Here is a 13,874-nt window from a genome sequence, read left to right as displayed (position 1 = left end):
TGCCTTTCAGCCGCCGGTCTCGCTCCACCGTGGGCATGTCACGTGTTCTCCCCCACGCGAGTAGTAATGACACTTCCCGTGGTTGCGGCACCCATTCTCCGGCTCAACAAGAAAGCGGGGATTGGCGATGAGGTCGCGACAGAGCCCAATATGCGCATTCTGTGGCAACTCTGAAGCCCTTTGAGCGATACGGCCCGATACTATGAAGCGCCGCGTCGGATGGCGCTGAGCGACATCAACGCTATCTCGAAAGCGCGTGATCGTGATCTCAGCTCGGGCCGGATAGATGAGCCGCTTGTCGACATTGTAGAATCCAGAGGAGAGGTCGATGAAATCGAACGGCAGGGCTGCGATGCGGTCTTGCAACGCTATGGCACCGGACGCGTCGAATTGGATATCGCCGGTCCGCATCGATATCCGGATTGAGCTCTCGACGCCCTGTGCGCGCAGCCACTCAGCCAATCTTCCTAGCCTGTCTTCGACGTGGCTCGCGTCGGGATTGATCCGCTCGTCTACGAGAAGGTTAAGCAAGTAACCGTGGGCCGCATGGACCTGAACGTGAATGAAGCCATGCTCAATGGCGATGGCCGCTGCGGCTCCGAAGGAGTCGAGGACGCGGTCACCCCCATGACGTCCAAGCGAGCGGACGAGCTCCCTCGCGCGCCTTATAACCTGAGCGGTATCAGTCGATCGAAACTTCCGGGCGCCTTCGTAGCCCTCCCATGCTGTTGCGAGCTGAATACCCGGGAGCGATCCACGCTCGCGTATCGCGCCGGCTAAGTGCGCCCACATCGGGTTTGATCCAATAGATGGCGTTGAACGATTGCTCCCGTGACCTCCGGGAACGATCACGTTGCCAACAATGGCGCAGTGAAGATCAGCTGAGCTTCGCTGGCTGTAGAAATCGATGTACCGCGCGTCCGGTTCCCCGTCAGTCACGAAGCCTGTGTTCACCCCCAGCAAGAAGACGAGCTTATCGCTCCAGCTTGCGGTAGCGGTCGTCATTTACGTCCATCTTAGAAAGAATGTCCCGCTCCAGATCGCCGCCGAGGATGGTCGAGAGACGAAAAAGATAAATTGCGGCGTCAGCTAGCTCCTCGCGCAGGTGCGGTGTAGCCTCCCCGAGGCTTGGACCTGTGTACTTTGGATTGTTCAGACCGAGACCTACTTTCTTGAGCTCGTTCGCGAACTCCCCTATCTCGCCGACAAGGCCGACGAGGTCGCGAACGAGTTGATCGTGCCGTTCAGCGTCGGAGCCGAAGTGAACCGGGAATCCTCGCCGCTCGTCAGCGCCGATCTGCCGGGCAACGATCGCAGAAAAATCCATTACCTATTCCTTCCGAGCAGATTGATCGTCAGCGATCCTAAGCTGATTATCGACGCGGCCACGAGGCTTGCAATGACGCCTATCATGCCATCGACAAGCCATTTTTCCATCACGAAGATCGCGAATGAGTTGATGATGATGGCGAGAACCAGTCCGATGTTCGTCCAGAGCTGTGTCGTTTCCATGCGGCGTAGCACGGTTCGTGTTGCTGCGGGAAGGAGGGCGAGGCTCTCCTGCTTTTCGGACAACACACGTCGATCATCTGCGACCTCGCTGTGAGTCTTCTGAAGGTGCGTCTTGATAGGCCAGATGCCAAGCTGAAAACCGTGCTGCCCCTCGTAGAGCCTCGTGGCCGGACTCGAAAGCCTAGTGAAATCTGCCTTGGCGATGGGCTCGCCCTGGGGCAGCTCGACATACTTGTCGCTAATGTTTTGGGTCACGATTCCAAGGTTCCCTTTGAAGCCCGGATCGGCGTAGGTCGCAACCGGACTCAGGCCGATGCTGAAGAGGGATCCCTTGCTGACTACGCGGACTAGGATATGCGCGGGGGTGTCGAGTTCCTCCGCGGTGATCAGGACGACCCGATGCCCGGGCTTTATTAACGCGTTTTCGCCCGGCTTCAGCTGAAAGCGCGTGCCATTTTCAGTAAGGTCATAGTACACGCTTCCAAGCCGGAGCTCGTAGCAGGCGCCATCGAGCATGTCCGGGTCCGCATTCCGGATCAACCTTCCGGCATCAAGTTCAGTCATTATCTCGTTATCGCTGAGCGTCGTCATGTTGCCCTCCATTGATGGTAGGGACATTGCATCGTCTGGACTGCGATTGGAACTCTTCGAGACCATGTTGCGGCGGGTCTCCGCTATGTCGGCTGCGCTCGACGAGGTCATCACATGTGATAACGGTCGACCGTCAGAAGGCGCTCGACTTCGGCGCATACGAATTGGTCGACCTCAACAACGATGCCTTGGAAGATCTCCGCACAGTCGATCTGGTGTTCGATGTCATCGGAGATGACATCCAGAAGCGTTCCGCAGCTCTGGTCCGATCCGGAGGAACGTTGGTGACCATCGCGCTTCATCCTTTCGGATCAGGCCAATGTCGTCATTCTGGTCTGCCAGGAGGGTTTTATCATCGGCGCGAACGGCAGTTTCTCGCGATCTGACACCAGCACCGGACAGTCTGGTTTCGGCCCCTCAGCGGACGGTCAGGGCGGGTATGTAGGCGAAACAGGCGAGGATGAGCAGCGCCATGAGGTAGAACGGCCAGAGCTGGGCAACCACTCGAACAATCGGCTGCTTGGCGATTGAAGCGGAAATGAAGAGCGTCGTGCCAACCGGCGGCGTGTAGAGACCGATCGCCAGTGAGAGAACCATGACCAGTCCCAATTGCACGAGGTCCAGCCCGATCTGGTTCGCCAAGGGGACGAAGATTGGCCCGAGCAGCAGGATCGCCGCGGGAAGGTCGATGAACATGCCGACGATGAGCATGATGATGATCATTGCGAGGATGATGAGCCAGGGCTCCTTGAAGGTCGCCACAGCCCAGACGGCAAAGCTCTGCGGGATCTGCGCATAAGTCAGCAGCCAGCCGATGACGGCGGAACCCATGATGACGATCATGACCACGCCGGTGGCGATGCCCGAGGAGATGACAGCGCGCTGGAGCTTTGCCAAATTCATGTCGCGATAGACAAAGCTGCTCACCAGCAGGGCATACAGCGTGGCGAGCACCGATACTTCCGTAGGCGTCGCAAGCCCGAAGCGCAGGAACAGGAGGATCATCAGCGGCATGGCTAGCGCCGGCGCGGCCTGCAGCGTGCTTTGGCCGATCTCGGTCCAGGCGGCGCGCTTCGGGTTGTAGGGGAAGCCCCTGAAGCGGGCTGAGAGATTGCAGACAAGAACGAACCCTGCGGTGATGACCAGGCCCGGTAGGACGCCGGCCAGGAAGAGCGCGCCAACGGAGACGCCCGAGACTAGGCCGTAGAGGATCATCGGGATCGAGGGAGGGATGAGCACGGCGATCATGGCCGATGCCGCGTTGTTGGCAGCGGCGAAGTCGAGCGGAAAACCCTCGCGCTTCTGCCAAGGAATGAGCATGGCACCGAGGGCGGTCGCGTCTGCGACGGCCGATCCGGAGACGCCACCGAAAGCCGCCGAGCCGACCACGGACGCCGAGAGAGGCCCGCCTCTGTAGCGCTGGACGAGCAGCGAGGCGAAGCGGATTAGATTGGCGCCGAGCCGGCCGCTCATCATCAAATTGCCAGCCAGGATGAAGAACGGCAGTGCCAGCATGGGAAAAGACTGCGTCTGCCCGAACATCTGCTGGACGATGATGTTGAGCGGCAGGAAATCGGTCGTCAGGATGCCTGCGCCGGACGCAATCAGGATCACGTGCCCCACCGGGACGGCGAGAGCGAGCAGAAGGAAGAAGACTAACCCCAAGACCAGCATCATAGCGGGCTTTCCTCCGCCGAAAGACCCGCGACGGCACCGCGGCCGCCATGCGCGATGCGTAGAGCGACGACCAGGCTTGCGACGGTCACCCCGACCGACATGTAGACGAGAGCGTAGTAGCCCCAGCTTCGCGGTAGACGCAGCAGGGAAGACATCTCGATGGAAGCTATCTGCGCTACGTTCACCGCCACGACAGCCAGCACGACATAGGCCACCGCGATCAGAAGCTGGATCAGTACGGCCAGGATTCCGGCGGCCCGTTCCGAGATCACGTCCAACAGGATATCGACAGCGATGTGGGCGCCCTGGAGCGCGGCCAGCACGACTCCGGCCGCCACCATCCATGGGAACAAATGCTCCGGCAGCTCGCTCAACCAGGAGATGCCGCCCTGCTCGAATGCATAGCGCATCGCCACGTTTACTCCGAGCGCTGCGAGCAGGACCACCACCGTGATGACGACGATCGCCTCGCTCACGCGCCGCAATATACCCTCGACGGTGTCGACAACCGGAAGCATTCGTTCGATCAGTCGCATAGCCGCCTCAGTTGCCCGCGGCCTGGACCAGCGACGTCACGAAAGTGCCGAACTCCTTAGCCTTCCAGGCGTCGTAAACAGGGGCCGTGGCCGCGCGCAGCGCCTCGCGGTCGGGCTCATTCACGGTCACCTTCGAGTTCTTTTCGAATTCGGCACGCAGCTTCTGTTCTGCCTCGCCCATCATCCGCCGCTGCAGGTTCCCCGCTTCGACCGCCGCTTCTCTCAACGCCTTCAATTGCTCCGCTGACACCCGACCGGCAGCGATCTTCGACATCAGGAATGGCGTGCTCTCCCACTTGTGGGCAGACAGCGAAATGAATGGATTGACCTCGTAGAGCTTGCTCGAGGCGATGTTGGCGAGCGGGTTCTCCTGTCCGTCAACCACGCCCTGTTGAAGCGCAACATAGAGTTCGCTGAAGGAAATCTGCTCCGTCGCGGCGCCGAGCGCGCGGAAGATATCGACCGTCATCGGGTCGGCCGGCGTGCGAATCTTCAGTCCCTTGAGATCGTCGGGTTGGTTGATGGAGCGCTTGGCGTTGGTGATATGGCGGATACCGTTATCCCACCAGTCGAGCGTCACGATGCCGACGGCGTCGAACCTGGCCGACAGCTCCTCGCCGACAGGCCCCTTGAGGACATCGAACGCGTCCGCGGGATCGTCGAACAGGAAGGGCAGGCCGAGAGCGGCGAGTTCCGGCACAAGACCGGAAGCCGCGCCCTGGCTGTTGATCGTGAAATCCAGGCTCCCGGTGCGAAGACTGGTAAGCATGGCCACATCATTGCCCAGTTGCTCTGCGCCGGCGATCCTGATCGTGACTGTGCCTCCGGTCTTTTCCGCAACGAGCTCGGCGAATTTCTCCGCTGCAACGGAACGTGGGTTTCCCGGTGCGGCGCCGTGGCCGAGCGTGAGCACCGTCTGGGCCCAAGCTCCCGCGGGCAGGACAGTTGCCGCGGCAAGACACAAGAGCCCGGCCATATTTCTGCGTGTCAGTCTGAACATTCTTTCCTCCCTGTTGTCGGTGAAGTCTGCTTGCGAGGGCTCCCTCGCGTTCACGATACCCATTGCCGGATCGAGGCGGCGACCGCGTCGGACGAGATCCCGTAACGGTCGTGCAGCGTGGGCAGGGCGCCCGCGTCTAGAAATTCGTCGGGCAGCGCGATCTGTCGGAATGGCGGCGTCACGCCCTCGCGCAGCAGCAACGCCGCCACACCTTCGCCCAGGCCGCCGATGATCGTATGGTTCTCCGCCACGACGACGAGACGGCCGGGCACGCGGGCCGCGGCCAGGATCGCCTCCGTATCGAGCGGCTTGATGGTCGGCACGTGCAGGACGGCGCAGCCGATCCGGTCTGCTTCCAACGCCTTCGCCGCCTCCAGCGCGCGCATGGTCATCAGGCCGCTCGAGATGAAGAGCACGTCCGGGCCTTCGCGCAGCATGCGCGCCTTGCCGATCTCGAAACTGTAGTCGTATTCGTCGAGCACGACCGGCACCTTGCCGCGCAGGAGCCGCATGTAGACGGGGCCCTTGTGCTCCGCGATTGCCGCAGTCGCGAGTTCGGTATCGAGCGCGTCGCACGGATCGATGATCGTCAGGTTTGGCATCCCTCGAAAGATGGCGATGTCCTCGGTCGCCTGATGGCTCGGCCCGTAGCCGGTTGTGAGGCCCGGCAGCGCGCAGACGATCTTGACGTTGAGATTCTCCTCGGCGATCGCCATGCAGATGAAGTCGTAGGCGCGGCGCGAGGCGAAGACGGCATAGGTGGTGGCGAACGGCGTGAAGCCTTCGCGCGCAAGGCCCGCCGCCGTGCTCATCAAGAGCTGCTCGGCCATACCCATCTGGTAGAAGCGGTCTGGATGTTGCTGCGCAAAAACGTGGAGGTCGGTGTATTTGGCGAGATCGGCGGTGAGCCCGACGATGTCGGCGCGCTCGCGTGCGATGTTGGCCAGCGTGTTGCCGAAGGGCGCGTTGCGCGTCGGCATGCCCTCGGGTGCGAGCGAGGCGATCATCGCCGAGGTGGTCTTGCGTTCACCGGCCGACATGGCACGGCGCGGCTCGAACTTCGATTTGTTCATTGCGGGCGTCCCTCTTCCAGGGCCTTCAGGGCAAGCACCCATTCGTGCGGTTCGACACGGATGAAATGTGTGATCTCGCGCTGCTCGAGGAAGGGCACGCCCTTGGCCATACGCGTGTCGCAGACGATCACGCGCGGCCGTGCGTCCTTGAGGTGGCGCGCGCGGTCGAAAGCCTCCCTGACCGCGTCGATGTCGTTGCCGTCGACGCGCTGGGCGTGCCAGCCGAAAGCCTGGAACTTATCGGTGACCGGTTCGGAGGACAGCGTCCTGGTCGAGGGGCCATCCGCCTGCTGGTCGTTGAAGTCGACGATGGCAATCAAATTGTCGAGCCCGTGATGGGCGGCGGACATCGCCGCCTCCCAGGTCGAACCTTCGCCAAGCTCGCCGTCGGAAAGGAGATTGTATACGAAGCTGTCGCTCTTCTTGCGCTTCAGTCCCAGACACATGCCCACCGCAATGCCGAGGCCATGCCCGAGCGAGCCGCCGGTGATTTCCATGCCGGGCGTATAGGTCGCCATTCCCGACATCGGCATACGACTGTCGTCGGTGCCGTAGGTCTCTAGTTCCTCTTCAGGCAACACGCCCGCCTCGATCAGCGCGGCATAGAGCGCGATCGCGTAATGGCCGATGGAGAGCAAAAAGCGGTCACGGCCTTCCCAGAGGGTGTCCTCCGGCCGATAGCGCATTGCGTGGAAATAGGCGACCGCTAGCACGTCGGCGACGCCGAGGGCCTGTCCGACATAACCCTGCCCCTGTACCTCCCCCATGCGCAAGGCATGGCGGCGAATATGCCAGGCACGCACGGCGAGGCTGACATTGCTGCCGAAGCGGGGCATCTCCTTCGCTATCTCAGCCATGGATCAGCATCCCGCCATTTACATCGATCACAGCGCCAGTGATGTAGGCCGACAGGTCCGAGGCCAGGAACAGGTAGGCGCCTGCTACGTCCTTCGCCTCGCCGAGGCGCGAAAGCGGTATTCCTTTGATGATGTCGGTGCGCATCTGGTCTGTCAGCTTGCCCCCGGTGATATCGGTCTGGATCAGGCCGGGTGTCACGCAATTGACGCGGATGCCGTCGGGACCGAACTCGCGCGCCATCGCCTTGGCGAGGCCGAGCACGCCTGCCTTCGCAGCTGAGTAGTGCGGCCCGCCGAAAATGCCGCCGCCACGCTGTGCCGAGACGGAGGACATGCAGATGATCGAGCCGCCCCGCCCGCGCATGTGCGGGATGAAGGCCTGGCTGAGGTAGAGTACGCCGCGCAAATTGACGTCGAGGATGCGGTCCCAGTCCTTCGGACCAATCTCCAGCGTTTTCACCGGCTGGGTGATGCCGGCGTTGTTGCAGAGGATGTCGACTGTGCCGAACGCCTCGACCACTTGGGCGGCGGCAGAGCGGCATGCGTCGAGATCGGTCACGTCGCAGGCGATCCCGATGTGATCCGGCCCCAGCGAGGCGGCCGCCTCCGCCGCCTGGCCGGCGTCCAGATCCACGATCGCCACGCGCGCCCCGTGCTCGGCCATCAGCCCCGCCGTCGAGCGCCCGATTCCGCGCGGACTGGCGCCCCCGGAGATCACCACCGTCTTTCCTTCAAGCAACATGGAATTTCCTCGTATCTTCGTTCATTGCGTTGGTTTGCCTACAGCCGGTAGAAGCGCGCGGCGTTGTCGTGGAACAGCGCCAGCCGCTCGCTGTGGGAATATTCCCTCGTTATTTGCTTGAATGCGTTCAGGATGGCGTCGAAGCTCGAGAAGAGCTTGTCGACCGGGAAGTTGGTCGCAAACATCGATCGCTCGACGCCGAATGCGGCAATTGCTTCCTCGACATAGGGACGGATCGATTCCGTCGTCCACGTCCAGTCGCCCATGCCAAGGCCGGAGATCTTGCAGGCGACGTTAGGCGCCTGGGCGAGCAGGCGCATATTCTGCTTCCAGGCCTCGAAATGGTCGGGCCCGTCGACCTGCATGCCGGTGTGGTCGAGGATGATCTGCACGTCCGGGAAATCGCGGGCGAGATTGAGAAATTCCGGCATTTGCGGGTAATAAAGCTGCAGGTCGAAGCTGAGCCCGCGCTTCGCCAGTTCCTTGAAGCCCCGTCGCCATTCCGGCGTGCGGCTCACCTCCGGCCGCGACTGATAGGTCTTGGCCGGATCGGCATGAAAGTTCATGGATTGGCGGATGCCGCGGAAGTTCGGATACTGCATGTGCCGGTCGAGAAGCTCGCCGACGTCGGGCTTCGACAGGTCGGCATAGCCGACGATGCCATGCGGAAAGCCGCGTGTGTCCGCGATCTCCTGCAGCCACTTCGTTTCGCCAACCGGGTCCGTCGGGTCGAAGCCGACGTCGAGGTGCACGGATTTCACCAGGTTCTGGTTCCTGGCATCCTCAAGATAGTCGTCGAGCAGGTAACTCTTGCGGATGGCGCTGTAGTCGCCGAACGCAGCCGGCTTTACGCCGTCCGTCAGCCACGGATAGTAGTTGGTGTCGAGATCCCAGAGATGGTGATGCGGGTCGATGAAAGGCAGTTCGGCCACGATGCGCTCCTCATTGCTTGCCACGCCCGCCGGGGCAGCCGGCGGGCGCATCTTGCGAGCGGTCAGTTGCTCGGGGGGAAGACGCGGGCGATGACCTTCTGCGCCTCGGGGCTGTCGACCTTGTCGGCGGTGACCAGCGGCATGACAAGCGCGAGGTTCTGGGTCACGGGCGCGCCGGTCAGCGCGTTGTAGACCTGCTGGGTGCCATCGATTCCCTGGCCGACCGCCTCCTGGAAGAAGATGCCCTGGATCGCGCCCTGCTTGAGGAGCCCGATGGTCGTCGGCGAACCGTCGGCGACGGTGACGCCGACCTTTCCGGTGAGGCCGCGGGTCTCCAGCACCTTGGCCGCGCCGGTGCCGGCCTCGTCATACATGCCGTAGATGGCCTTGATGTCGGGGTTGGCCGTCAGCAGGTCGTTGGCCTGCGTCACGGCCTCGTTGATGGTGAGGCCGCGCGTTTCCAGCATCTGTACGAGGTCGCAGCCTTCAGCTTCGAAGGCCTCCTTGGCGCCGGCCAGATATTTCTGCGCGTTCTCACGATCCTGCGGTAGCGAAAGCATGCCGACCTTGTTGCCGCCCCGCTCCTTGGCCAATTCGCAGGTGAACTTGGCCTGAGCCTTGCCGGTCTCGAAGTTGTTGGCCGTAACCGAGGAGGTGAAGTTGGTCAGCCCCGGCTGCGGGCCAATGCCGGCGAAGGCAATCGGAACACCTTCCTTCTCCAAGTAGTCGAGCAGTGGCGGGGTGGAGGTCGAGCTGACCGGCCCGATCACGATGGCGTCGACGCCCTTCGTCACCGCCGTGCGCGCATTGTCCATCTGCTTGGCGGGCGAATTCTCGGAGGTGAATTCGACATAGTCCATGCCGAGTTCCTCCGCCTTCTGCTTCACGCCATAGCCCACCCATTGCCAGTAGGAGATGTCGAGCGAGGGCGCGATATAGGCGACGGTCTTCTTGTCTTGCGCATATGCCGAGCCGGATATGGCGGCGGCCACAAGGGCTGCGAGTAGGACTGTGGTTCCGGTCTTCATCTTGGTTCCTCCCTTTGTGAAGATTTAGGTGCGCTTGCTATGGCTGAATCGGTCGATCAGCACCGCGAGCAGGATGGCCGTTCCAGTAACGGAGCCCTGCCAGAAGCTGTTGACGCCGATCAGGTTCACGCCGTTCTGGATGGCGGTGATCATCAGTGCGCCGAGCACGGCGCCGATGGCGCTGCCGGTTCCCCCGAAGAGGCTCGCGCCTCCGATCACGACGGCTGCGATTGCCTGGAGCATGAGGCTTGCGCCCGCCATCGCCTCGGCGTTGAGGATGTAGCTGACGGTGAGCAGCCCGGCGAAGGAGGCGAGCAGGCTGGACGCGACATAAGCTGCGAACTTGATGCGCAGGACCGGAATGCCCAGCAGCCGGGCGGCTGTCGCCGACGAGCCGACCGCATAAAACCAGCGGCCGACGACCACTTTGCGAAGCACATATTCCAGCGCGACCATCAGCACGATGCAGAAGAGCAGATGGTTGGGCACACCCGGGATGATTTCGCCCGAGTTCAGCAGCCAGAAATTCGGCGCGCCGATGGGCATCGAGCGCCCGTTGGTGACGATGAAGGCGAGGCTGCCGGCCACGGCATAGGTGATGAGGGTGACGACGAAGGGAGCGAGGCCCACGATAGTCACCAAAAACCCGTTGATCGCGCCGAAGACGAGGCCGACCGAAAGCCCGGCGAGGCTCGCCGTAAAGGCATCGGCGCCGTTCGCCATGGCAAGCGCCGTAACCATTCCCGTCAGCGAGAACACGGAGCCGACCGATAGGTCGATGCCGCCGCTGACGACGACCAGAAAGACGCCAAGCGACATGATGATGAGCGGCGCCGCGGCCTGGATGATGTTGCGCATGTTGCCGGTGCTCAGCGCGGCGGGCACGTACATGCCGACCGCGAGCATCAGCACGACGATCGCGCCGGCGATGGCCAGTTCCGTGCGGTAGGATTTGACGATCCCTGGAGCCCGCATCCTCGGGCCGCGCCCCTCCTGAGTGGTTGCCATGTGATTTGTCGCTTCGGTCATGCAGCCATCCCCGTCAGTTCGGCGAGGCTTTCCTCGGTGAAACGGTCTTCGGGCAGGAATCCCCGCGGGCTCCCTTCGGTGTCGAAGGCAAAGATCGCGTCGCAAAGTTCGATGAGTTCGACGTTCTCGGTCGACCACCACACGATGATCGCGCCCGCGTCCGCCATCTGGCGGATCAGGGTGTAGATTTCACGTTTGGTGCCGACATCCACGCCGCGCGTCGGCTCCTCCAGCACCACCATGCGCAGCGGAAGGTTCAGCCAGCGCGCGACGAGCAGCTTTTGCTGGTTGCCGCCGGAGAGCGAGGACGGCATGTCCCAGATGGACCCGGCCTTCAGCTTGAGCGCCGACACCAGGTCCAGGCATTGCGGCCTCTCGGCCGCGCGCACCAGTTGGGTTCGTTGGCGGACCCGGCGTGCGGCCACCACATTGTCGATGATCGGCAGTTGCGAGAGTATCCCCTTGGTCGCCCGATCGCCCGAGATGAAGCCGACGCCGGCCCTGACCGCGTGGGCGGGCGACCGGAAGGCGCCCCGAAAGCCATCGCCGGAGATGCTCCAGCCGTCGCCGCTTCCCGCCCCGACGAGCGGCGCGATCAGCCCGGTAGGCCCCGCCGGTGCACCGGCAAGCCCTAGCACCGTGCCCGGCCGGACCTCGATGCGGGTGTCTTCCGGCCCCGCCAGCGTGAGTGCGCCGCCTGCCGCGGCGGCAGACGGCCTGCGCTCAGTCGCGGCGCGATGCGCTGGCTGCCCCATGTACTGCACGATTTCGCCGTCGCTCAATCCGGCGAGCGGGGCGGCGTTTAACACGCTTCTACCGTCCCTCAGGATGGTACACACGTCGCAGAGCTCGCGGATCTCCTTCATCCGGTGCGAGACGAAAACGATGCCGATGTCTTCTTCCTGCGCCAGCCGCTTGAGCACGCCGAAGAGCTTCGCCGACTCGGCCGCCGTGAGGTTGGCGGTCGGCTCGTCTAGCAGCAGCACCTCGGCACCGGTCGAGAGTGCACGTGCTATTTCCACAATCTGGCCCTCGTGCAGCGATAGTCTGCCCGCCGGCTCATCGACGATCTTTCCTGCCAGAGCCGGATCGATGAGGCCCAGCGCATCGAGCGCGAGTTGCCGCATCCGGCGCATGCTGCTTCGCGAGAAGCCGGATGCCGCGTGCACAATGCCGATGTTCTCGGCGACCGAGAGTTCGGGCAGCAGCGCAAGCTCCTGGTGGACGACCGCGATGATCGGGCTTTCACGCCCGCTGCGGCCGGAGGCGAAGCGGATCGTGCCTCCATCGCGCGATGCCAGCCCGGTGATGATGCGGATCAGCGTGCTTTTGCCGGCGCCGTTGCCACCCAGCAGTGCCTGGATTTCACCTGCCCTCACGCGGAAGGCCACACCACGCAGCACGCGGGTCGCGCCGTAGTTTTTCTCGATTTCTGCAGCATCGATCAGCGTGCGGGCCGGCAGTTCACTGCCATCGATTCCTGCATCGCTGCCCGCCGCTTTGGCGGCATTCGCTCCCATCCGGCATCTCCTCCCGAGACGCGATCAAGATGAGACCAATTGACACTTCACTCAATTTTCGATTCTTAACGCTCTATGTAGCTGAGCTAAACTGACGACTGATGTCTGATCTCAATCTGAACTCGATGAGCCACTTCGAGGCGGTGGCGCGCCTGGGCGGCGTGGCCAAGGCCGCCGAGGAGCTAAAGGTCACCCCGTCGGCGGTCAGCCAGCAACTCAGGCTGCTTGAACATCAGCTCGGGGTACGACTTTTCCGCCGCGAGAAGCGTCACCTTTCGCTGACCATCGACGGCGAGCGGCTCTACCAGACGGCTACCCAGGCTTTCGAATCGCTGCGCGAAGTACGCAATGCGATCGTCAGGCAGCGGGAGAGCTTTCAACTCAGCATCCGCGTCAGCCCCTCATTTGGCGAGAAATGGCTGGCGCCGCGCCTGGCGGAATTCAGCGGCGAATATCCCACCTGGGAACTCAGGGTCGACGCGACGCCTAATTTTTCCGATTTCGAGACGGAGGTGATCGACCTCGACCTTCGTTACGGCGACGGCGGATGGGCCGGCCTCTACTCTGCCTGCGTGGTGAACGACCTCATCCTCCCGATGTGCTCGCCTTCATATCTGGCGCAACTGCGAGCGATCTCGTCCGATCCGCGCGAGCAGCTGCGCCACGCCCGGCTCATCGACAGCGTGAAGGCCTATTTCCGGTGGGACTACTGGCTGCCGCGCAACGGCATCCAGGGTGCGAACATGACCTATCCCTACCGCCTCGACCGATCATCGATGTCGATACAACTGGCCAAAGACGGAGTGGGCGTTGCGCTGGACAGCACGTCAATCGCATTCGACGATCTGGCGAGCGGCGCACTGGTTCCGCTGTCGGCCGAGTTCGACGTCATCGAATTCCCAGGCTATTGGCTGGTGTGCCCTTCAAGGCACATGAACAGACGGGCGGTCCGGTTGTTCTCCGAGTGGGTTTCCCGGATCGGCAATCGAGACACCACGCACGCACGAGGGTTTCTGACGGCCAGGGGATTCCAGATTACCTTCGAACACCGGCCTCATTTCCTGACACGCGACTGATCTGGGGCGGCAGCTCTGGACACTTCATGCCTCTGGTGATGACGATCTCCGCTTCTCGGCCAAGATGTGCATCTCGATGAAGGCGGTGACCTTGGCCGGCCCGTGGCGGGCTGCGGGATAGACGGTAAATGGCGCCTGCCGGATTTCCGCTATCCAGCAAAAAAACGCTCAGGAAGGTCGGGAAGGGGTCATTGAACGAACCCGCTCGCGGGAGGGGCGTGGGGTTTGAGGCGTGTGCTTCGTTGGCAGCATCGGTGAGGCTTTAATCGATCAGGGGTGACGGACGGCCATCGGCCTCCGA

Annotated in this window: 14 protein-coding genes and 1 pseudogene; 2 read left to right on the top strand and 13 right to left on the bottom strand. The window is 62.6% G+C overall.

Annotated features, from left to right (window positions below):
- Window positions 1-6: 6 nt before the first annotated feature.
- The 3 genes from M727_RS36450 to M727_RS0114570 are packed head-to-tail and all read right to left on the bottom strand — an operon-like array spanning window position 7 to window position 2,103.
- Window positions 7-1,005 (bottom strand): hypothetical protein, encoded by a 999-nt coding sequence (locus M727_RS36450; protein WP_036262250.1) that lies wholly within the window; start codon window positions 1,003-1,005, stop codon window positions 7-9.
- Window positions 974-1,327 carry a hypothetical protein gene (locus M727_RS0114575; protein ID WP_027153307.1) on the bottom strand — a complete coding sequence of 118 codons (354 nt, stop codon included), beginning with the start codon at window positions 1,325-1,327 and terminating at the stop codon, window positions 974-976. Before M727_RS0114575 ends, M727_RS36450 begins: the two co-directional genes overlap by 32 nt.
- Window positions 1,327-2,103: a hypothetical protein gene (locus M727_RS0114570; protein WP_156941538.1), complete on the bottom strand. Its 777-nt coding sequence runs from the start codon at window positions 2,101-2,103 to the stop codon at window positions 1,327-1,329. The genes M727_RS0114575 and M727_RS0114570 overlap by 1 nt, the downstream gene beginning before the upstream one ends.
- Before the next feature lie 128 nt (window positions 2,104-2,231).
- Between M727_RS0114570 and M727_RS39955 the strand changes: the two are divergent.
- Window positions 2,232-2,393 (top strand): annotated as a pseudogene (locus M727_RS39955) (NADP-dependent oxidoreductase); the annotation flags it as partial.
- A gap of 127 nt (window positions 2,394-2,520) precedes the next feature.
- On the opposite strand, the gene M727_RS0114560 reads toward M727_RS39955, so the two are convergent.
- From M727_RS0114560 to M727_RS0114515, 10 genes are all read right to left on the bottom strand, one after another.
- Complete coding sequence (locus M727_RS0114560) at window positions 2,521-3,780, bottom strand: TRAP transporter large permease subunit (protein ID WP_027153304.1); 1,260 nt, start codon at window positions 3,778-3,780, stop codon at window positions 2,521-2,523.
- Complete coding sequence (locus tag M727_RS0114555) at window positions 3,777-4,316, bottom strand: TRAP transporter small permease subunit (RefSeq protein WP_036262249.1); 540 nt, start codon at window positions 4,314-4,316, stop codon at window positions 3,777-3,779. Before M727_RS0114555 ends, M727_RS0114560 begins: the two co-directional genes overlap by 4 nt.
- 7 nt (window positions 4,317-4,323) lie before the next feature.
- Window positions 4,324-5,292, bottom strand: a complete 969-nt coding sequence (locus M727_RS0114550; protein WP_198032641.1) for a TRAP transporter substrate-binding protein — start codon at window positions 5,290-5,292, stop codon at window positions 4,324-4,326.
- Window positions 5,293-5,366: 74 nt separating this feature from the next.
- Entirely contained in the window at window positions 5,367-6,389 is a 1,023-nt protein-coding gene (locus tag M727_RS0114545) for a transketolase family protein (RefSeq protein ID WP_027153301.1), read from the bottom strand.
- Window positions 6,386-7,225: a transketolase gene (locus tag M727_RS0114540; RefSeq protein WP_027153300.1), complete on the bottom strand. Its 840-nt coding sequence runs from the start codon at window positions 7,223-7,225 to the stop codon at window positions 6,386-6,388. Before M727_RS0114540 ends, M727_RS0114545 begins: the two co-directional genes overlap by 4 nt.
- Window positions 7,226-7,238: 13 nt before the next feature.
- Entirely contained in the window at window positions 7,239-7,988 is a 750-nt protein-coding gene (locus M727_RS0114535; protein ID WP_027153299.1) for an SDR family NAD(P)-dependent oxidoreductase, read from the bottom strand.
- A 38-nt stretch (window positions 7,989-8,026) separates the two neighbouring features.
- Entirely contained in the window at window positions 8,027-8,920 is an 894-nt protein-coding gene (locus M727_RS0114530; protein ID WP_027153298.1) for an amidohydrolase, read from the bottom strand.
- A gap of 62 nt (window positions 8,921-8,982) precedes the next feature.
- Window positions 8,983-9,948, bottom strand: coding sequence for a substrate-binding domain-containing protein (locus M727_RS0114525; RefSeq protein ID WP_027153297.1), 966 nt, complete (start codon window positions 9,946-9,948; stop codon window positions 8,983-8,985).
- 24 nt (window positions 9,949-9,972) lie between these two features.
- Complete coding sequence (locus M727_RS0114520) at window positions 9,973-10,977, bottom strand: ABC transporter permease (protein WP_027153296.1); 1,005 nt, start codon at window positions 10,975-10,977, stop codon at window positions 9,973-9,975.
- Window positions 10,974-12,497 (bottom strand): sugar ABC transporter ATP-binding protein, encoded by a 1,524-nt coding sequence (locus M727_RS0114515; protein ID WP_084646729.1) that lies wholly within the window; start codon window positions 12,495-12,497, stop codon window positions 10,974-10,976. The genes M727_RS0114520 and M727_RS0114515 overlap by 4 nt, the downstream gene beginning before the upstream one ends.
- 101 nt (window positions 12,498-12,598) lie before the next feature.
- On the opposite strand from M727_RS0114515, the gene M727_RS0114510 reads away from it, so the two are divergent.
- Window positions 12,599-13,573, top strand: coding sequence for a LysR substrate-binding domain-containing protein (locus M727_RS0114510; protein WP_027153294.1), 975 nt, complete (start codon window positions 12,599-12,601; stop codon window positions 13,571-13,573).
- The last annotated feature ends 301 nt before the right edge of the window (window positions 13,574-13,874 follow it).

It is taken from the genome of Mesorhizobium sp. WSM2561 (assembly GCF_000513915.1).
GTDB classification, from domain to species: domain Bacteria; phylum Pseudomonadota; class Alphaproteobacteria; order Rhizobiales; family Rhizobiaceae; genus Mesorhizobium; species Mesorhizobium muleiense.
This window is presented reverse-complemented; position numbering and strand designations above follow the sequence as displayed.

Bases quoted from the DNA above. Each gene is read 5' to 3' on its own strand.
- M727_RS36450 (WP_036262250.1), bottom strand. From the start codon at position 1,005: ATGACGACCGCTACCGCAAGCTGGAGCGATAAGCTCGTCTTCTTGCTG.
- M727_RS0114575 (WP_027153307.1), bottom strand. From the start codon at position 1,327: ATGGATTTTTCTGCGATCGTTGCCCGGCAGATCGGCGCTGACGAGCGG.
- M727_RS0114570 (WP_156941538.1), bottom strand. From the start codon at position 2,103: ATGACGACGCTCAGCGATAACGAGATAATGACTGAACTTGATGCCGGA.
- M727_RS0114560 (WP_027153304.1), bottom strand. From the start codon at position 3,780: ATGATGCTGGTCTTGGGGTTAGTCTTCTTCCTTCTGCTCGCTCTCGCC.
- M727_RS0114555 (WP_036262249.1), bottom strand. From the start codon at position 4,316: ATGCGACTGATCGAACGAATGCTTCCGGTTGTCGACACCGTCGAGGGT.
- M727_RS0114550 (WP_198032641.1), bottom strand. From the start codon at position 5,292: ATGGCCGGGCTCTTGTGTCTTGCCGCGGCAACTGTCCTGCCCGCGGGA.
- M727_RS0114545 (WP_027153301.1), bottom strand. From the start codon at position 6,389: ATGAACAAATCGAAGTTCGAGCCGCGCCGTGCCATGTCGGCCGGTGAA.
- M727_RS0114540 (WP_027153300.1), bottom strand. From the start codon at position 7,225: ATGCCCCGCTTCGGCAGCAATGTCAGCCTCGCCGTGCGTGCCTGGCAT.
- M727_RS0114535 (WP_027153299.1), bottom strand. From the start codon at position 7,988: ATGTTGCTTGAAGGAAAGACGGTGGTGATCTCCGGGGGCGCCAGTCCG.
- M727_RS0114525 (WP_027153297.1), bottom strand. From the start codon at position 9,948: ATGAAGACCGGAACCACAGTCCTACTCGCAGCCCTTGTGGCCGCCGCC.
- M727_RS0114520 (WP_027153296.1), bottom strand. From the start codon at position 10,977: ATGACCGAAGCGACAAATCACATGGCAACCACTCAGGAGGGGCGCGGC.
- M727_RS0114515 (WP_084646729.1), bottom strand. From the start codon at position 12,497: ATGGGAGCGAATGCCGCCAAAGCGGCGGGCAGCGATGCAGGAATCGAT.
- M727_RS0114510 (WP_027153294.1), top strand. From the start codon at position 12,599: ATGTCTGATCTCAATCTGAACTCGATGAGCCACTTCGAGGCGGTGGCG.